Raw genomic sequence first — 17063 nt, 5'->3', positions numbered from 1 at the left:
GGAGCAACGAACACATGACTGACACGCTCAGCGAGTACTTCACCGAGGGCGCCCCGATCGCGGACGCCAAGGCGCCCGACCAGCCCATCGAGACGATGTGGACCCAGCACAAGTTCGACAACGCGCTGGTCAACCCCGCCAACCGTCGCAAGCTCGACGTCATCATCGTCGGCACCGGCCTCGCGGGTGCCTCGGCCGCCGCGACGATGGGAGAGGCCGGCTACAACGTCAAGAGCTTCTTCTACCAGGACAGCGCCCGCCGCGCGCACTCGATCGCCGCGCAGGGTGGCATCAACGCCGCGAAGAACTACAACGACGACGGCGACTCGACCTACCGACTCTTCTACGACACGGTCAAGGGCGGTGACTACCGCAGCCGCGAGACCAACGTCTACCGACTGGCCGAGGTGAGCACCAACATCATCGACCAGTGCGTGGCGCAGGGTGTCCCCTTCGCCCGTGAGTACGGCGGTCTGCTCGACAACCGCTCCTTCGGTGGCGTCCAGGTCGCCCGCACCTTCTACGCCGCGGGCCAGACCGGCCAGCAGCTGCTCATCGGTGCCTACCAGGCCATGGAGCGCCAGGTCGCCAAGGGCACCGTCACGGAGTACAGCCGCCACGAGATGCTCGAGGTCGTCCTCGTCGAGGGCGTCGCCCGCGGCATCATCGCGCGCGACATGGTCACCGGCGAGATCGAGACCCACCTCGCCGACGTCGTCGTCCTCGCGACGGGTGGCTACGGCAACGTCTTCTTCCTCTCCACCAACGCGATGGGCTGCAACGTCACCGCCGCGTGGCGGGCCCACCGCAAGGGCGCCTACTTCGGCAACCCCTGCTACACGCAGATCCACCCGACGTGCATCCCGGTCTCCGGCGACCACCAGTCGAAGCTGACCCTGATGTCGGAGTCGCTGCGCAACGACGGTCGCATCTGGGTGCCCAAGAAGGCCGAGGACTGCGACAAGGACCCGCGCGAGATCCCCGAGGCGGACCGCGACTACTACCTGGAGCGGATCTACCCGGCTTTCGGCAACCTCGTGCCCCGTGACATCGCGTCCCGCCAGGCGAAGAACATGTGCGACGAGGGCCGCGGCGTCGGCCCGCTCGTCGACGAGGTCGACCAGGACGGCAACAAGCGCCAGATGCGCCGCGGTGTCTACCTCGACTTCGCCGCCGCCATCGAGCGCATGGGCCGCGAGACCGTCGAGGAGAAGTACGGCAACCTCTTCGACATGTACGCGCGGATCACGGGGGAGAACCCCTACGAGGTGCCGATGCGCATCTACCCCGCCGTGCACTACACGATGGGTGGCCTGTGGGTCGACTACGACCTGCAGACCTCGATCCCGGGCCTGTACGCGATCGGTGAGGCCAACTTCTCCGACCACGGCGCCAACCGCCTGGGCGCGTCGTCGCTCATGCAGTGCCTCGCTGACGGCTACTTCGTCCTGCCCAACACGGTGCGCAGCTACCTCGCCAAGGGCCCCTTCGACAAGATCTCCGAGGACCACCCGGCCGTCGTCGAGGCCAAGGCAGCGGTGACCGACCGGATCGAGAAGTTCCTCTCGATCAACGGTGAGCGCAGCGTCGACTCCTTCCACCGCGAGCTCGGCCGCATCATGTGGGAGTACTGCGGCATGGAGCGGACCGACGCCGGTCTGCGCAAGGCCATCGGCCTCATCCGTGACCTCAAGCAGGAGTTCTGGACCAACGTCCGGGTCCTGGGCGAGGCCGACACCCTCAACCAGAGCCTCGAGAAGGCCGGCCGCGTCGCCGACTTCCTCGAGCTCGGTGAGCTCATGTGCATCGACGCGCTGCACCGTCGCGAGTCCTGCGGCGGCCACTTCCGCGCCGAGTCGCAGACCGAGGACGGCGAGGCGCTGCGTCACGACGACGAGTTCGCCTACGTCGCCGCCTGGGAGTTCGGCGACGACGCACCCGTCCTGCACAAGGAAGACCTGAACTACAAGTTCATCGAGCTGAAGCAGCGGAGCTACAAGTGAGCATGGAACTGACCCTCAAGATCTGGCGCCAGGCCGGGCCCACGGCGAAGGGCGAACTCGTCACCTACCAGGTGAAGGACATCTCCCCGGACATGTCCTTCCTCGAGATGCTCGACGTCCTCAACGAGCAGCTCATCGCCGAGGGCACCGAGCCGGTGGCCTTCGACAGCGACTGCCGCGAGGGCATCTGCGGCATGTGCGGCCTGATGATCTCCGGCGAGGCCCACGGCCCCGAGCGGACGACCACCTGCCAGCTGCACATGCGCTCCTTCCGCAGCGGAGAGACCATCACCGTCGAGCCGTGGCGGGCCAACGCCTTCCCGGTCGTGCGTGACCTCGTCGTCGACCGCAGCGCCTTCGACCGGATCATCCAGTCTGGCGGCTACATCTCGGTCAACACGGGTGCCGCCCCCGAGGCGCACTCGGTGCCGGTCCCCAAGGACCACGCGGACCGGGCCTTCGACTCGGCCAAGTGCATCGGCTGCGGCGCCTGCGTCGCTGCCTGCCCCAATGCCTCGGGCATGCTCTTCCTCGGCGCCAAGGTCACCCACCTGGGTGAGCTGCCGCAGGGTCAGCCCGAGCGTGGTGGCCGTGTCGTCAAGATGCTCGAGACGCACGACCTCGAGGGCTTCGGCGGGTGCACCAACATCGGCGAGTGCGCCGCGGCGTGCCCCAAGGAGATCCCGCTCGACGTCATCAGCACGCTCAACTCCGACCTGCGCAAGGCGGCCCGCGGCGCTCTCTGAGCCGCGACCGCCGACGATGAGGGGATCGTTGGTTGTGAGCCTGTGTGACCACGCCCGACGGCGCCGGGCCAGCATCCTGCTGGCCGGCGCCGTCGCGCTGTCCCTGACCGGGTGCGACCTCGGAGGGGAGGGGGCCTCCCCTTCGTCGTCGAGCACGAGCCAGGTGCCGCTCGAGACGACCTCGACGACGGAGCCCAGCACCGCCACCACGACGGCGGCCGGCGCGACCCCGTCGGGGACGCGCCCGGCGACGCCCGGCCCGGAGACGCTCATCGACGCGATGCGCTCCTATGCGAGTGCGTCGTCCAGCGTCACGATCACCGGCACCCTGCACGACGCCGAGCGCGACCTGCAGATGAGCATCGTGTCCGAGGGGTCGACCGGTGGTGTCACGCAGCAGAATGCCGACGGCGGCAAGTCGCACAGCACGGTGACCCTTGAGGGCGGCGGCAAGCTCGAGAGCGTCGTCATCGGGATGGAGCACTACGTCAAGGTCGACAAGGCCTGGCTCGACACCCGGGGGGTGCGCCGGGCGAGCCCCATGCGCAAGCGGGTCGGCCAATGGGTGCAGATCCCGCGGGAGCGCTCCGCGGTCGAGATCTTCAAGCCCTATCGGCTGATCAAGAGCAGCTTCTTCGGCGAGGGGCTCACCCCCATCGACGCCCGCTACAGCCCGGCGAGCACGGTCGCCCTCGACGGGGAGTGGGTGCACCTCGTCCAGCTCAACCGGGTCAGCGGGAGCCAGGGCAGCAATGCCGGGCAACGGCAGGTCTACATGACGACCGGGTCGCCGACGAAGCTGCTCGAGATGACCTACGGCCGCTTCCCGGACCGCACGACGCTGAAGTTCAGCAAGTGGGGGTCGACCGACGAGGACTACACGCGACCCGCCGGGGCGAAGTCCGTCAAGGAGCTCGACGACGGCGACCTGTGAGGGTCACAGCCACCCGACGCGGGTGACGAGCAGGGCATAGCCGACGAAGGCGACGACGTCGATGACCCAGTGGGCGATGACCAAGGGCATGACCCGGCGCACCCGCAGGTAGACGGCGCCGAGCAGCAGGCCCATCGCGATGTTGCCGACGAAGCCACCCAGCCCCTGGTAGAGGTGGTAGCTGCCCCGGACGAGCGCGCTGACGACGACGATCGTCACGGGGCTCCAGCCGGCCTCACGCCACCGGGTGAAGAGGTAGCCGACCATGACGACCTCCTCGAGCACCGCGTTCTGACCCGCCGCGAGGACCAGGACCGGGATCGTCCACCAGGCCTGACCGAGGTCGGAGGCGGCGATCGTCGTGTTGAGGTCGAGGGCGCGGGCGAGCAGGTAGAGCCCGAGGCCGGGGATGCCGATGGTGGCGGCGAGGGCCATGCCCTGGAGGAGGTCACGTGCCGGGGCGCGCCCGTCGAGGCCGACGAGACGTGCGGGGTGCGGGTGCTGCCGAGCCAGCAGGTGCAGGGCCAGCGCGACCGGCACGAGGGCCAGGCCGATGCCGACGAGCTGGTGGGTCAGGTCGAGCCAGGGCTGGTCGGGGGTGACCGACTGGTTCATCGAGGTCACCTGCCCGGAGAGCCCCTCGTCGGCGGTGAGCTTGCGCAGCAGCGACAGTGCCGACCACAGCGCCGAGGCGCCGAGCGAGACACCCAGGACGAGGGCCGTCTCGGTGAGCGCCGTGCGGCGGGGGAGCAGGTCGGGGGCCGGGGCCATGGCCCCAGCGTAGGCGCGCGGTCCGTGGCGTCGTCGCCGGCGTGGACCGCGGGCACGGGAGGCGAAGGGGGAGCCGCGCTGGTCCCCCTTCGATCAGCCGGATCAGCCGAAGGCGACGTGACGGTAGTACGTCGGGATGCTCTCGTGGCGGGCGACGCGGACGGGGCGGTTCTCCGCGAAGAACTGGAAGGCAGCGACGCCGACCGAGACGAGGAGGACCGCCAGCGCGATGCCCACGAGGACGAGGGCGGCGGTGACGAAGCCGGAGATGGTGGCAATGCTCATGGTGTCCAAATCCCTTCTACATCTGTTGAAGACAGTTGAAAAACTACACCCGTAGAAAAGGCTCGTCAAGTCGGTCCCGGCGGGTCGCCGCACCCGCTCGGCGTCGCCCGGCGAGCGGGTACCGTGAGCCGAATGAGCGTCAACGCCACGACGGAGCTCTCGCCCCGCATGCAGCTGATCCTCGAGTCGGCGACGCGAGTCGTCGCGGCCGGAGGGATGCGGGGGCTGACCCACCGGGCGGTCGACGCGGAGGCCGGTCTGCCGCAGGGGAGCACGTCGGGCTACCTGCGCACCCGGATGGCCCTGGTCACCGCTCTCACGGAGTTCATCGCAGCGGGCCTCATCGACAGCGTCGAGGAGCTGAGCCGCCAGCAGCAGGCGGGGGAGGACGACGCGACGCTCATCGACCACGCGCTCGACCTCTTCGCGTCGTGGCTGCGCGAGCCGGAGGCCTGGATGGCCAAGGCGGAGCTGACCCAGGAGGCCTCGCGCCAGCCGGAGATCGCGGCCGCCATGGCGCCCGCGCGCGACCGGGTCGACGGGATCGTCCGTCAGATCCTCACCCTCGCCGGGGTCCGTGACGTCGAGACGTCCGCCCAGGCGGTCATCGCCGCGATGGAGGGCGTGCTCACGGCGGCGCTCACCCGACCGGTGGACCAGCGTGAGCCCTTTGTCCGCGAGGTCGGCCGGCGGATCATCGAGGCCTTCCTGCCGGCCTGACTCCCGGCCAGCCCGGGCGTCGCGCGCCCGCGAGGTCGTGCGCGCGGGTCAGGTGACCGGACGCGCCTGCCGGCGGCGGCGCAGGCGTCGCCACGCGGTGAGGACCCAGATGAGCATCGCCGCCAGGGCGATGAGCACGAGGATCACGAGCACCGGCACGAAGATCGCGACGAGCGCGATGCCGAAGGATGCCCCGTCCTCCGCGGTCGAGACGACCGGGGCGCCGATGCCGGCGGTGCCGGCGTTGATCACCGGCCGGGCCGCGGCTTTGCCGGAGTGGACGAGACCGGCGACGACGATGCCCAGGACGACCCCGACCCACGCGTGCTCCTGCATCCACGTCGACTCGTCGAGACTGCTCGCGCCCGCTGTGGCCGCGCCCATGAGCCCGCCCATGCCGGGGCGGATGAAGCTCTGGACCGCGTCGTTGATGCTGTCGATCGCCGGCACCTTGTCGAGGGTGACCTCGGCGAGCAGCAGGACGGCGCCGATGCCGATGGCCCACCACGACTCCATCCACTCGAAGCCCACCGGCAGGGTGAAGACGTCGGTGAAGCGCGCGAGGAGGGCGACGACGAGGAAGGGGATGTAGGCGTTGAGCCCGGCGGCGGCGCTCAGGCCCATCCCCGTGAGTGCGGCGATCATCGGCGACACCTCTCGCAGCGTGACGGTCACGCCCTTCGTCCTGCGCAGGCTAGCGCCGATGGCGGGCGCCGACGGGGAACCTAGGATGAGGCGCATGAAGGTTCTCTCCGCCGTCGCCTGGCCCTACGCCAACGGTCCCCGCCACCTCGGCCACGTCGCCGGCTTCGGGGTCCCCTCTGACGTCTTCAGCCGGTACATGCGCATGGCGGGGCATGACGTGCTCATGGTGAGCGGCTCCGACGAGCACGGCACGCCGATCCTCGTGCTCGCCGACAAGCAGGGCACGACCGCCCGCGAGCTCGTCGACGCGCACCACGCGACGATCGCCCACGAGCTCGCCGACCTCGGCTGCTCCTACGACCTCTACACGCGCACGACCGCGCGCAACCACTACCAGGTCGTCCAGGACCTCTTCGAGCAGTGCCGCGCCAACGGCTACTTCATCGAGCAGACCCAGCAGGTCGCGCTCGACGCGCGCACCGGCCGCACGCTGCCCGACCGCTACATCGAGGGCACCTGCCCGATCTGCGGCTACGAGGACGCCCGCGGCGACCAGTGCGACAACTGCGGCAACCAGCTCGAGCCGAGCGACCTCAAGGACCCCCGGAGCAAGATCGACGGGTCGACGCCGCAGTTCGGCGAGACGGAGCACTTCTTCCTCGACCTGCCGGCGCTCGCCGACGCGCTGCGCGAGTACCTCGAGGGTCGTGAGGCGACCGGCACGTGGCGGCCCAATGTCATCCGCTTCAGCCTCAACATCCTCGACGACATCCGGCCGCGCGCGATGACCCGTGACATCGACTGGGGCATCCCGCTGCCGGGCGAGCTGGCGACGAAGTACCCGACGAAGCGCTTCTACGTGTGGTTCGACGCCGTCATCGGCTACCTGTCGGCGTCGATCGAGTGGGCGCGCCGCCAGGGCGAGCCGGAGCGCTGGCGCGAGTGGTGGAACGACCCGGAGGCGCTGTCCTACTACTTCATGGGCAAGGACAACATCACCTTCCACAGCCAGATCTGGCCCGCGGAGCTGCTCGCGTACTCCGGCAAGGGCGCGAAGGGGGGCGAGCCCGGCCCGATGGGTGAGCTCAACCTCCCGACCGAGGTCGTCTCGAGCGAGTTCCTCACGATGGAGAGCCGGCAGTTCTCCTCCAGCCGCGGCCACGTCATCGGCGTGCGGCACGTCCTCGAGGCCTACGGCCCCGACCCGCTGCGCTACTTCATCTGCGCCGCGGGCCCGGAGAACCAGGATGCCGACTTCACCTGGCCGGACTTCGTCCAGCGCAACAACTCCGAGCTCGTCGCCGGTTGGGGCAACCTCGTCAACCGCACTGCGTCGATGGTCGCCAAGAACTTCGGCGAGATCCCGCAGCCGGGCGAGCTCGAGGAGGTCGACCGGGCGGTGCTCGCGCGGGTCGCCGGGGCCTTCGCCGAGGTCGGCGGGCTGCTCGAGCGGCACCGGCAGAAGGCCGCGCTCGGCGAGGTCATGCGGGTCGTCGGCGATGTCAACAAGTACGTCACCGACACCGAGCCCTTCCGGCTCAAGGGCGAGGACCAGCGTGAGCGGCTGGCGACGGTGCTGCACACGCTCACCCAGTGCGTCAGCGACTGCAACCTGCTCCTCGCGCCCTTCCTCCCGCACGCGGCCAACCGGGTCGACGCGGTCCTCGGTGGCGACGGGCAGCTCGTCCCCATGCCGCACGTCGAGGACGTCGAGGACCTCGACGGTGGCCCCGGCTACCCCGTCATCACCGGCGACTACTCGGGCTTCCCGCGCTGGGAGCCCACGCCGGTGACGGTCGGCACGCCGATCGCCAAGCCGAGCCCGGTCTTCGTCAAGCTCGACCCCGAGGAGGTCGTCGCCACGGAGCGTGCGGCCATGTCGGGGGAGGGCTGATGGCGGATCGCGAGGGCGTCGCGCCGCACCCGGACCCGCTGCCGGTCGCGGTCGTCGACAACCACACGCACCTCGACATCCGTCGTCGTGACGTCGCCGATGCCATCGCTCCCGAAGGGGGCGAGCAGCGGTCCACGGACGACGTCGCCGCGGCCCTGGCGAGCGCTGCTTCCGTGGGCGTGGACCGGGTGGTGCAGGTCGGCTGCGACCTCGAGAGCGCCCGCTTCACCGTCGACCAGGTCGACCGGCACCCGTCGATGCTCGGCGCAGTTGCCTTGCACCCCAACGAGATTCCCGCGCTGGCGGAAGCTGGAGAGCTCCAGTCCGCGTGGGACGAGATCGAGCGTCTGGCCGCGCACCCGCGGGTGCGGGCGATCGGCGAGAGCGGTCTGGACTACTTCCGCACCGGCCCCGAGGGGCACGCGGTGCAGCAGGAGTCCTTCCGCTGGCACATCGACCTGGCCAAACGCACCGGCAAGGCGCTGCAGATCCACGACCGCGACAGCCACGACGACGTGCTGCGCATCCTCGCCGAGGAGGGCGCGCCGGAGACGACGGTGCTGCACTGCTTCAGCGGGGACCTCGCGATGGCGCGCGAGTGCGTCGAGCGCGGCTACCTGCTCTCCTTCGCCGGGACGCTCACCTTCAAGAGCGCCGGCGGGCTGCGCGAAGCGCTGGCCCACACGCCGATCGAGCAGGTGCTCGCCGAGACGGACGCGCCCTACCTGACCCCGACGCCCGAGCGCGGGCGGGCCAATGCCCCCTATCTGCTGCCGCACACGGTGCGCGTCATGGCCCGCACGCTGGGCGTCGACGTGCCGACGATGTGCGCCGCGATCTCGGCCAACAGCGAGCGCGTCTACGGCCCCTGGGCGTGACGCTCGTCGCGTGCCGTTATCAAAACTTGACCTTCGGTTGATGCGTCAGGCAAGGTAGTCCGCTGTTGGCCGGGGCCGGTTTCCCCTGATCTCTTTCGCTGACACAGGTGCCCGCCATCCCTTGGGTCCCCGTGTGCGGACCCACCGGTGCCCGGGAAGTTCAAACATCGGAGCACTGTGAGTTCACCTGCGATCCGCCGCATCACCCAGGCCGGCGTCGTCGGCGCCTTGGCCCTCGGCGTGTCTGGCGTCGTCGTCATGGACAAGTCCGTCGCCCTGTCGGTCGACGGCGAGAAGTCCACCGTCCACGCCTTCGGCGGCACCGTCGGTGACGTCCTGGAGAAGCAGGGCGTCGAGCTCGGCCCCCACGACGTCGTCACGCCGTCGGCCGAGAGCCCCGTGGACGACGGCCAGACCATCGTGGTGCGGTACGGCCGCAAGCTGACCGTCACGGTCGACGGCAAGGAGCGCGAGTACTGGACGACGGCCTCCACCGTCGGCGAGGCGCTCCAGCAGCTCGGGATCCGCAACGGCGACGGCGCCATCCTCAGCGCCTCGCGCAGCCAGACCATCGGCCGCAAGGGCCTCGACCTGCGGGTGAGCACCCCGAAGCAGGTCAAGCTGCTCGTCGGTGGCAAGCGCTCGACCGCGACCGTCACCGCGACGACCGTCGAGGACGCCCTGACCCAGGCCGAGGTCCGCTACGACGGCAACGACCTCATCAAGCCCGGCGCGAAGTCCCGCGTCACCGACGGCATGACGATCCGCCTCGACCGGGTCAACCGCACCGGCGACACCCGGACCGAGGTCATCCCCTACGAGACCGTGGTCAAGAAGGACAGCTCGCTCTACGAGGGGCAGACCAAGCTCCAGCAGGAGGGCCGCGCCGGCTCCCGCACGATCACCTACCGGGTGTCGAAGAAGAACGGCGAGGTCGTCTACTCGCGCCAGACGATGGTCAAGGTCACGGCCGAGCCCGTCGACCGCATCGTCCTGCAGGGCACCAAGGCCCGCCCGGCCCCCAAGCCGGCGCCGAAGCCCAAGGCGACCTCCACGCCGAAGCCCAAGGCGACCTCCACGCCGAAGCCGACGCCGACCGCGACGTCCACGCCGAAGCCCTCGACCCCGAGCCCCGAGCCGACGTCGACCCCGTCGAAGACCGCGAGCACCTCGGGTCTCGACCTCTCCCGCGCCGACATGTGGGATCGCATCGCCCAGTGCGAGTCGACCGGCAACTGGTCGATCAACACCGGCAACGGCTACTACGGCGGCCTGCAGTTCGACCTGCAGACCTGGCTCGGCGCCGGCGGCGGCGACTTCGCCTCCCGCCCCGACCTCGCCTCCCGCGAGCAGCAGATCACCGTGGCCAACCGCGTCTACGCCGACCGTGGCCTGCAGCCCTGGGGCTGCGCCCACGCGGCCTGACCGGAGCCACCCTCCGCGCGGCGCGAGCATCGCGCCTCGCCGGTCGAGCCCCCGCCACCCACACCGGGTGCGGGGGCTCACCGCTGCCGTGGCGAGCGCGGCCCCCTTCGATGAATAGAGTCACTCCCATGACGAGCGAGCACCCCACACCGCACCCCGAGGGCGGCGCAGCCGGCCTGCTCGGGGCCGCCCGCATCCGCGAGCTCGCCGAGCGTCACGGCGTGCGACCGACGAAGCAGTGGGGTCAGAACTTCGTCGTCGACGCCAACACCGTGCGCCGCATCGTGCGCGCCGGCGAGGTCACCGCGCAGGACCACGTCGTCGAGATCGGGCCCGGCCTGGGATCGCTCACCCTCGCCCTGCTCGAGGCCGCCGGGCGGGTCACGGCCGTCGAGGTCGACCCGGTGCTCGCCGCCGCCCTGCCCGGGACCGTCGCCGAGGAGGCGCCGCATGCCGTGGAGCGCCTCGAGGTGGTCCACGCCGACGCCATGACGGTCACCGACCTGCCGGGGCCGCCCCCGACCGCGCTCGTGGCCAACCTGCCCTACAACATCTCGGTGCCGGTCGTCCTGCACTTCCTCGAGACCTTCCCGACCATCGAGCGGGTGCTCGTCATGGTCCAGCTCGAGGTCGCCGAGCGCCTCGCCGCGGGCCCGGGCAGCAAGACCTATGGCGTGCCGAGCGTCAAGGCCGCCTGGTGGACGGACGTCGCGCTCGCCGGCCGCGTCTCCCGCTCGATCTTCTGGCCGGTGCCCAATGTCGACTCCGGTCTCGTGCGCCTCGTGCGCCGCGCCCCCCCGACGACGGCCGCGACCCGCGAGCAGGTCTTCGCCGTCGTCGATGCCGCCTTCGCCCAGCGACGCAAGACGCTGCGGGCCTCCCTTCGCTCCATCGCGGGGTCGGGCGAGGTGGCCGAGGCGGCTCTCCTGGCCGCCGGTGTCGACCCGCGCACCCGCGGCGAGCAGCTCGACGTCCTCGCCTTCGCGCGGATCACCGAGGAACTCATGGCTAGGGTGACGCCATGACCTCCGTCCTCGAGTCGCCCGCGCCCGTCACCGTGCGCGCCCCGGCGAAGGTCAACCTGGAGCTCTTCGTCGGGCCGCTGCGCGACGACGGCTACCACGCCCTCTCGACCGTCTACCAGGCCGTCGGCCTGCACGACGAGGTCACCGCCTCGCTCGCCGACGACTGGGGCTGCTCGGTCCGGGGTCGCGACGCCGACAAGGTGCCGACCGACGAGTCCAACCTCGCGCTGCGCGCTGCGCTGGCGCTGTCGGAGCACACGGGCGGTCAGGAGCCGGTGCACCTGTCGATCCACAAGGAGATCCCCGTCGCCGGCGGGATGGCCGGTGGCTCGGCCGACGCCGCTGCGGCCCTCGTCGCCTGCGACGCGCTGTGGGGCACCGCCCTGTCGCGCGAGGAGCTCGAGGAGATCGCGGCCGGCATCGGCAGCGACGTGCCCTTCCTCCTCCACGGGGGCACTGCCGTCGGCTCCGGCCGTGGCGAGGTGGTCACGGCCGTGCTGGCGAAGGGGACGTACCACTGGGTCTTCGTGCCCTCCGCCGCGAGCGGCCTGTCGACGCCGATGGTCTACTCGGCCTTCGACCAGCGCACCGCTGGCTCCGCCCTTGACGACCCGACCCCGAGCGCCGCGCTGATGAGCGCGCTGCGGGCCGGTGACCCGAGTGCCCTCGCGCCCGTGCTCGACAACGACCTGCAGGCCGACGCGATCGCGCTGCAGCCGGCGATCGGCGAGGTCGTCGAGGCCGCGATGGGCTTCGGCGCGCTCGCGGCCATCGTCTCCGGCTCGGGCCCGACGGTCGCGATCCTCGCCGAGTCGGCGGAGGGTGCCATCGACCTCGCCGTCGCCCTGACGGCCTCCGGCGTCGCCGGTGACGTGCTGCGGGCCACCGGGCCCGTCCACGGCGCCCAGGTCCTGCCCACGGCGCGCACGACCTGATGGCCACACCCCTGCTGGGAGCGGAGTCGCTCCACCTCGAGTACCCCACGCGCGTCGTCTTCGACTCGGTCAGCCTCGGCATCGAGGAGGGCGACCGGATCGGCCTCGTCGGGCGCAACGGCGACGGCAAGTCGAGCCTGCTCGGCATGCTCGCCGGCACGATCGAGCCGCAGTCCGGCCGGATCACCCGTCGCGGCGGGGTGCGCTTCGGCGTCCTCGACCAGACCGACGACCTCAGCCCGGCCGCGACCGTCGGCCACAGCATCGTCGGCGACCGGCCCGAGCACGAGTGGGCCGGCGACGCGCGCGTGCGCGACGTCATCGGCGGCCTCGTCGCCGACGTGCCGTGGGACGCGCTCGTCGGTGAGCTCTCCGGCGGTCAGCGCCGCCGGGTGGCGCTCGCCGCGCTCCTCGTCGGGGAGTGGGATCTCATCGCGCTCGACGAGCCGACCAACCACCTCGACGTCGAGGGCATCGCCTGGCTCGCGCAGCACCTCTCTGGACGCTGGCCGAAGGGGACGGGCGGCCTGCTCGTCATCACCCACGACCGGTGGTTCCTCGACGAGGTGTGCACCGAGACCTGGGAGGTGCACGATGGCATCGTCGAGCCCTTCGAGGGCGGCTACGCGGCCTACGTCCTGCAGCGGGTCGAGCGCGACCGCATCGCCGCCGCGACCGAGCAGAAGCGCCAGAACCTCATGCGCAAGGAGCTCGCCTGGCTGCGCCGGGGCGCGCCCGCCCGCACCTCGAAGCCGAAGTTCCGCATCGACGCGGCCAACCAGCTCATCGAGGACGTGCCGCCGGTGCGCAACCCGATCGAGCTGCAGCGGATGGCCGTCGCGCGCCTGGGCAAGGACGTCATCGACCTCGAGGACGCCGGCGTGGCCTTCGGCGACCGGGTCGTCCTGCGCAACATCACCTGGCGGATCGCGCCCGGCGAGCGCACCGGCATCCTCGGCGCGAACGGCGCCGGCAAGTCGACCCTCCTCGGGCTCGTCGCCGGCACGATCGCGCCGACGAGCGGGCGGGTCAAGCGCGGCAAGACGGTGAAGTTCGGCTTCCTCGACCAGCAGTTCTCCCAGCTGGCGACGATCGGCGGTGACCGGGTGCGCGAGGTGCTCGCCCGGACGAAGACGACCTTCACGATCGAGGGGCGCGACCACACGCCGGCGCAGCTGCTCGAGCGGTTGGGCTTCGCGCGCGAGCACCTGTCGGCGCGCGTCGAGGACCTCTCCGGCGGGCAGAAGCGGCGTCTGCAGCTGCTGCTCCTGCTGCTCGACGAGCCCAATGTCATCGCCCTCGACGAGCCGACCAACGACGTCGACTCCGACATGCTCGCGGCGATGGAGGACCTGCTCGACTCGTGGCCGGGCACGCTCATCGTCATCTCCCACGACCGCTACCTGCTCGAGCGGGTCACCGACCAGCAGTACGCGATCATCGACGGCCGGCTGCGGCACGTGCCCGGCGGCGTCGACGAGTACCTGCGGCTGCGCGCCGCGCAGGCCGGCACCACGGGTGCCCGTGACGCGGTGGCCCAGGCCACGGCGACCGCGGCGAAGGGGGCAGAGGGTCCCCCTTCGTCATCGGCGGAGCCGACCGTGGACCCGGCGACGCAGCGTGAGGCGCGCAAGGCGATGGCCCGGATCGAGAAGCAGCTGGCCAAGCTCGCGGCCCGTGAGGACAAGCTGCACCACGAGATGGCCGCGTCGGTGCACGACCACACCCGGCTGGCGGAGCTCAACTCCACGCTCGGGGAGCTCGCGGAGGAGAAGGAGATGCTCGAGCTCGAGTGGCTCGAGTGCGCCGAGCTCGTCGGCTGAGCCGGGCGAAGGGAGCGCCCGCTCAGGCCTCGAAGGGGGCGAGCAGGCGCTTGAGGGCGCGGGTGAGCGCGGCGCGCTCGTCGGCGGACATGTCGTCGAGGAGCTCGCCCTCGCGGGAGAGCAGGTCGGCCATCGCGGCGTCGACCGCCGCCTGGCCCCCCTTCGTCAGGCGCACGATGACGCCGCGGCGGTCGGTGGGTGAGGGGAGGCGCTCGACCCAGCCCTTCGAGGCGAGGCGGTCGATGCGGTTGGTCATCGTCCCCGAGGTCACGAGGGTCTCCTGGACCAGGCGGCCGGGGGAGAGCTGGTAGGGCTCGCCGGCGCGGCGCAGCGCGGAGAGCACGTCGAACTCCCAGCCCTCGAGCTCGTGCCGGGCGAAGGCGCTCGTGCGATCGAGGTCGAGCAGCCGGGCGAGCCGGGAGACGCGTGAGAAGACGTGCAAAGGCTCGACGTCGAGGTCGGGACGCTCGCGGCGCCAGGCCTCGACGATGGCGTCGACGTCGTCGGACGGGTCGTGGCGGCTGCTCATCCGTCAAGAATACCTGCGGTCATGAATCTTGATGTCGAGACATGTGGCCTGTCGTTGGTTAGGCTGCACGGACCCGACCGAGGAGGCACGCACACATGACGGTGACCTGGGACCCGACCCGATACGGCCAGTTCTCGAGCGAACGCTCCCGACCCTTCGTGGATCTCATGGCGCGCGTCGACGCGCGGGAGCCGGGGCTCGTCGTCGACCTCGGCTGCGGCAACGGCCCGCTGACCCTCTCTCTCGCCGAGCGGTGGCCGCAGGCCCGGGTCGTCGGGGTTGACAGCAGCGTCGAGATGCTCGACGCGGCGCGCGCCCTCGACACCGACGGGCGCGTCGAGTGGGTCGAGGCCGACCTCGCCGACTGGGACATCGCCAGCCTGGGCGCGGCGCCCGACGTCGTCGTGAGCAATGCTGCGCTGCAATGGGTTCCGCGTCACCTGCCGCTCATCGAGGGATGGGTCGAGGCGCTCGCCGCCGACGGCTGGTTCGCCCTGCAGGTGCCGGGCAACTACGACGCCCCGACGCACGCGCTCATGCGCGAGACGGCGGTCGACCACCCGCGCAGCGGCGAGCTCGAGGCCGCGAGCAAGCGCTTCGGCGCCGGCGACCCGGCGACCTACCTGCAGGTCCTCGCCGCCCACGGGCTCGCTGTCGACGCCTGGGAGACGACCTACACGCACGTGCTCGACCCCGCCGGCGAGAGCGACAACCCCGTGCTCGACTGGGTGAGCGGCACCGGGCTGCGCCCGATGCTCGAGGTGCTCGAGGACGAGGACGAGCGCGAGGCCTTCCTCGCCGCCTATGCCGACAAGCTCACCGCTGCCTACCCGCGCACGCCCGCCGGCGTGCTCCTGGCCTTCCGCCGGGTCTTCGCGGTGGGCCACAAAGCCGCACGACCCTAGGGTTTTGCAGGGTTGGGCGGGGCCAACTCCGCAAGACCCTAGGGTCTTGCAAGGTTGGCGGGTGGCTCGAGGTGGGCGGAGAGGCCGGACAGGCCGTGCCACGCGAGGTTGACCATGTGCGCCGCGACGACCTCCTTGGGCGGCTCGCGCGTCTCGAGCCACCACTGACCGGTGAGCGAGACCAGGCCGACGAGCATCTGGGCGTACATCGGCGCGTAGCGGCTCTCGAGCTCGCGCTGCTCGAAGGCGTCCGACAGGAGGTGGGCCACCTCGGCGGCCACGTCCGACAGGAGCGAGGCATACGTTCCGGACGGCGCCGAGCCGCTGACATCGCGCACGAGGATGCGGAAGCCGTCGGGCGAGTCCTCGATGTAGTCGAGCAGGGCGAGCGCGGCGCGCTCGATGGTCTCGCGGTCGCTGCCGCCGGCGGTCAGGGACGCGGTCACGGCATCGGTCAGGGCCCGCAGCTCGCGGTCGACGACGACGGCGTAGAGGCCCTCCTTGCCGCCGAAGTGCTCGTAGACCACCGGCTTGGACACCCCGGCCGTCGCGGCCAGGTCCTCGACGGAGGTGCCGTCGACCCCCTTCGCCGCGAAGACCCGACGACCGACGTCGACGAGCTGCTCACGCCGGGCCGCCGCGGTCATGCGGGTGCGCCGGGGTGCCGGGTCGGGGCCGGTCTGGGTCTCGCTCATCCCGCCATTGTCCGTGACGAAGGGGGCGCAGGCGTCGACTACCCTGACCGGAGCCGCTTCGGCGGCGTTCCCCGGTTGGTCTGCCGGCAGGGCCCGCCTGACTTTGAATCAGGACTAGCGACGTAGGTTCGACTCCTACCCGGGGAGCCGCGTGACGTCACCCGACGACGGCCCCGGACCCGTGGCGGGTCCGGGGCCGTCGTCGTGGCCGGGAGGGTCAGCGCGTGGCGCCGGCGAGCTCGTCGGCGAGCACGAACTTGCGCGTCGCGTCGGTGAGCTGCTCGACGAGCGTGGTCAGCTCGCCCTCGCGGCGCTCCTCGAGCTGCAGGCCGTTGTCGCCGAACTCGGTGAAGAGGCTCAGCGAGACCTGCTGGCGCACGGCGTGCATCGAGAAGTTGGCGACGACGGTGCGCCAGTGCTCGACCGCGCGCACACCGTTGTCGGCGCCGTAGGAGACGAAGCCGACGGTCTTGCCCATCCACTCGGGGGCGAGGGAGTCGAAGGCGTTCTTGAAGGCACCGGGGATCGAGTGGTTGTACTCCGGCGTGACGAAGATGAAGCCGTCGTAGGAGTCGATGGCCTGGCCCCAGCGGACGACGCGCTCGTCGTCGTAGGCGCGGTTCGCCATGCCCGGCACGGTGGGGGAGGTGAGCAGCGGCAGGTCGAAGTCGGACAGCTCGACGACCTCGAAGGTCACGTCCTCGGTGCGCTCCGCGACGGACTTCACCCACTGGGCGACGGCGCTGGCAGCGCGACCCTGGCGGACGGACCCGACGATGATGCCGATCTTCATGCGTTCACTCCTGTGGTGTGCGGTGTTGTTGACTCTTCAATCACCATAACGAAGGGA

General features: G+C 71.0%; 17 protein-coding genes and 1 tRNA gene. 12 read left to right on the top strand and 6 right to left on the bottom strand.

Annotated features, from left to right (window positions below):
- Positions 1–14 precede the first annotated feature (14 nt).
- Genes ACQBJO_RS13290 through ACQBJO_RS13280 form a run of 3 tightly spaced genes read left to right on the top strand, consistent with a single transcriptional unit; the run spans position 15 to position 3683 of the window.
- Positions 15–2003 carry a fumarate reductase/succinate dehydrogenase flavoprotein subunit gene (locus ACQBJO_RS13290; protein WP_421008685.1) on the top strand — a complete coding sequence of 663 codons (1989 nt, stop codon included), beginning with the start codon at positions 15–17 and terminating at the stop codon, positions 2001–2003.
- A 2-nt stretch (positions 2004–2005) separates the two neighbouring features.
- Positions 2006–2749 (top strand): succinate dehydrogenase/fumarate reductase iron-sulfur subunit, encoded by a 744-nt coding sequence (locus ACQBJO_RS13285; protein WP_255184256.1) that lies wholly within the window; start codon positions 2006–2008, stop codon positions 2747–2749.
- Positions 2750–2783: 34 nt separating this feature from the next.
- Positions 2784–3683 (top strand): hypothetical protein, encoded by a 900-nt coding sequence (locus ACQBJO_RS13280; protein ID WP_421008684.1) that lies wholly within the window; start codon positions 2784–2786, stop codon positions 3681–3683.
- Positions 3684–3686: 3 nt separating this feature from the next.
- On the opposite strand, the gene ACQBJO_RS13275 is transcribed toward ACQBJO_RS13280, so the two are convergent.
- Positions 3687–4454 carry a CPBP family intramembrane glutamic endopeptidase gene (locus ACQBJO_RS13275; protein WP_421008683.1) on the bottom strand — a complete coding sequence of 256 codons (768 nt, stop codon included), beginning with the start codon at positions 4452–4454 and terminating at the stop codon, positions 3687–3689.
- A gap of 102 nt (positions 4455–4556) precedes the next feature.
- Positions 4557–4739 carry a hypothetical protein gene (locus tag ACQBJO_RS13270; protein WP_255184253.1) on the bottom strand — a complete coding sequence of 61 codons (183 nt, stop codon included), beginning with the start codon at positions 4737–4739 and terminating at the stop codon, positions 4557–4559.
- Positions 4740–4871: 132 nt separating this feature from the next.
- On the opposite strand from ACQBJO_RS13270, the gene ACQBJO_RS13265 reads away from it, so the two are divergent.
- Entirely contained in the window at positions 4872–5459 is a 588-nt protein-coding gene (locus ACQBJO_RS13265) for a TetR/AcrR family transcriptional regulator (protein ID WP_421008682.1), read from the top strand.
- A 48-nt stretch (positions 5460–5507) separates the two neighbouring features.
- On the opposite strand, the gene ACQBJO_RS13260 is transcribed toward ACQBJO_RS13265, so the two are convergent.
- A complete protein-coding gene (locus ACQBJO_RS13260; RefSeq protein ID WP_421008681.1) occupies positions 5508–6104 on the bottom strand; it encodes a DUF4126 domain-containing protein in 597 nt (198 codons plus the stop codon).
- A 94-nt stretch (positions 6105–6198) separates the two neighbouring features.
- On the opposite strand from ACQBJO_RS13260, the gene metG reads away from it, so the two are divergent.
- The 6 genes from metG (at position 6199) to ACQBJO_RS13230 (ending at position 14084) form a co-directional block, all read left to right on the top strand.
- Complete coding sequence (gene metG, locus ACQBJO_RS13255; RefSeq protein ID WP_255184250.1) at positions 6199–7998, top strand: methionine--tRNA ligase; 1800 nt, start codon at positions 6199–6201, stop codon at positions 7996–7998.
- Entirely contained in the window at positions 7998–8876 is an 879-nt protein-coding gene (locus ACQBJO_RS13250; protein WP_255184249.1) for a TatD family hydrolase, read from the top strand. Before metG ends, ACQBJO_RS13250 begins: the two co-directional genes overlap by 1 nt.
- 177 nt (positions 8877–9053) lie before the next feature.
- A complete protein-coding gene (locus ACQBJO_RS13245; protein WP_421008680.1) occupies positions 9054–10301 on the top strand; it encodes a ubiquitin-like domain-containing protein in 1248 nt (415 codons plus the stop codon).
- 128 nt (positions 10302–10429) lie between these two features.
- Complete coding sequence (rsmA, locus tag ACQBJO_RS13240; RefSeq protein WP_421008679.1) at positions 10430–11326, top strand: 16S rRNA (adenine(1518)-N(6)/adenine(1519)-N(6))-dimethyltransferase RsmA; 897 nt, start codon at positions 10430–10432, stop codon at positions 11324–11326.
- Positions 11323–12261, top strand: coding sequence for a 4-(cytidine 5'-diphospho)-2-C-methyl-D-erythritol kinase (locus ACQBJO_RS13235; protein ID WP_421008678.1), 939 nt, complete (start codon positions 11323–11325; stop codon positions 12259–12261). Before rsmA ends, ACQBJO_RS13235 begins: the two co-directional genes overlap by 4 nt.
- Entirely contained in the window at positions 12261–14084 is a 1824-nt protein-coding gene (locus ACQBJO_RS13230; protein ID WP_421008677.1) for an ABC-F family ATP-binding cassette domain-containing protein, read from the top strand. The genes ACQBJO_RS13235 and ACQBJO_RS13230 overlap by 1 nt, the downstream gene beginning before the upstream one ends.
- 22 nt (positions 14085–14106) lie before the next feature.
- Here the strand turns inward: ACQBJO_RS13230 and ACQBJO_RS13225 are convergent, their stop codons facing one another.
- A complete protein-coding gene (locus tag ACQBJO_RS13225; RefSeq protein ID WP_421008676.1) occupies positions 14107–14613 on the bottom strand; it encodes a MarR family winged helix-turn-helix transcriptional regulator in 507 nt (168 codons plus the stop codon).
- Positions 14614–14708: 95 nt separating this feature from the next.
- Here ACQBJO_RS13225 and ACQBJO_RS13220 point away from each other — a divergent pair, with 95 nt between their 5' ends.
- Complete coding sequence (locus tag ACQBJO_RS13220) at positions 14709–15518, top strand: methyltransferase domain-containing protein (protein ID WP_421008675.1); 810 nt, start codon at positions 14709–14711, stop codon at positions 15516–15518.
- Between the two features lie 38 nt (positions 15519–15556).
- Here the strand turns inward: ACQBJO_RS13220 and ACQBJO_RS13215 are convergent, their stop codons facing one another.
- Positions 15557–16213: a TetR/AcrR family transcriptional regulator gene (locus tag ACQBJO_RS13215; protein WP_421008674.1), complete on the bottom strand. Its 657-nt coding sequence runs from the start codon at positions 16211–16213 to the stop codon at positions 15557–15559.
- A gap of 68 nt (positions 16214–16281) precedes the next feature.
- Between ACQBJO_RS13215 and ACQBJO_RS13210 the strand changes: the two genes are divergently transcribed.
- Positions 16282–16360, top strand: a tRNA-Gln gene (locus ACQBJO_RS13210).
- A 70-nt stretch (positions 16361–16430) separates the two neighbouring features.
- Here the strand turns inward: ACQBJO_RS13210 and ACQBJO_RS13205 are convergent.
- On the bottom strand, positions 16431–17006 hold the full coding sequence (locus ACQBJO_RS13205) for an NADPH-dependent FMN reductase (RefSeq protein ID WP_255184243.1): 576 nt from the start codon (positions 17004–17006) through the stop codon (positions 16431–16433).
- Between the last annotated feature and the right edge of the window lie 57 nt (positions 17007–17063).

It is taken from the genome of Janibacter zhangyanbonis, from assembly GCF_050507325.1.
In the GTDB taxonomy this organism is placed as follows: domain Bacteria; phylum Actinomycetota; class Actinomycetes; order Actinomycetales; family Dermatophilaceae; genus Janibacter.
The sequence above is the reverse complement of the archived record's forward strand: the minus strand, read 5'-3'. Positions and strand labels throughout refer to the sequence as shown.

What these genes read in the sequence shown, in the direction of transcription:
- ACQBJO_RS13290 (WP_421008685.1), top strand. Translation starts at nt 15, where the DNA reads ATGACTGACACGCTCAGCGAGTACTTCACCGAGGGCGCCCCGATCGCG.
- ACQBJO_RS13285 (WP_255184256.1), top strand. Translation starts at nt 2,006, where the DNA reads ATGGAACTGACCCTCAAGATCTGGCGCCAGGCCGGGCCCACGGCGAAG.
- ACQBJO_RS13275 (WP_421008683.1), bottom strand. Translation starts at nt 4,454, where the DNA reads ATGGCCCCGGCCCCCGACCTGCTCCCCCGCCGCACGGCGCTCACCGAG.
- ACQBJO_RS13270 (WP_255184253.1), bottom strand. Translation starts at nt 4,739, where the DNA reads ATGAGCATTGCCACCATCTCCGGCTTCGTCACCGCCGCCCTCGTCCTC.
- ACQBJO_RS13265 (WP_421008682.1), top strand. Translation starts at nt 4,872, where the DNA reads ATGAGCGTCAACGCCACGACGGAGCTCTCGCCCCGCATGCAGCTGATC.
- ACQBJO_RS13260 (WP_421008681.1), bottom strand. Translation starts at nt 6,104, where the DNA reads ATGATCGCCGCACTCACGGGGATGGGCCTGAGCGCCGCCGCCGGGCTC.
- metG (WP_255184250.1), top strand. Translation starts at nt 6,199, where the DNA reads ATGAAGGTTCTCTCCGCCGTCGCCTGGCCCTACGCCAACGGTCCCCGC.
- ACQBJO_RS13250 (WP_255184249.1), top strand. Translation starts at nt 7,998, where the DNA reads ATGGCGGATCGCGAGGGCGTCGCGCCGCACCCGGACCCGCTGCCGGTC.
- rsmA (WP_421008679.1), top strand. Translation starts at nt 10,430, where the DNA reads ATGACGAGCGAGCACCCCACACCGCACCCCGAGGGCGGCGCAGCCGGC.
- ACQBJO_RS13235 (WP_421008678.1), top strand. Translation starts at nt 11,323, where the DNA reads ATGACCTCCGTCCTCGAGTCGCCCGCGCCCGTCACCGTGCGCGCCCCG.
- ACQBJO_RS13230 (WP_421008677.1), top strand. Translation starts at nt 12,261, where the DNA reads ATGGCCACACCCCTGCTGGGAGCGGAGTCGCTCCACCTCGAGTACCCC.
- ACQBJO_RS13225 (WP_421008676.1), bottom strand. Translation starts at nt 14,613, where the DNA reads ATGAGCAGCCGCCACGACCCGTCCGACGACGTCGACGCCATCGTCGAG.
- ACQBJO_RS13220 (WP_421008675.1), top strand. Translation starts at nt 14,709, where the DNA reads ATGACGGTGACCTGGGACCCGACCCGATACGGCCAGTTCTCGAGCGAA.
- ACQBJO_RS13215 (WP_421008674.1), bottom strand. Translation starts at nt 16,213, where the DNA reads ATGAGCGAGACCCAGACCGGCCCCGACCCGGCACCCCGGCGCACCCGC.
- ACQBJO_RS13205 (WP_255184243.1), bottom strand. Translation starts at nt 17,006, where the DNA reads ATGAAGATCGGCATCATCGTCGGGTCCGTCCGCCAGGGTCGCGCTGCC.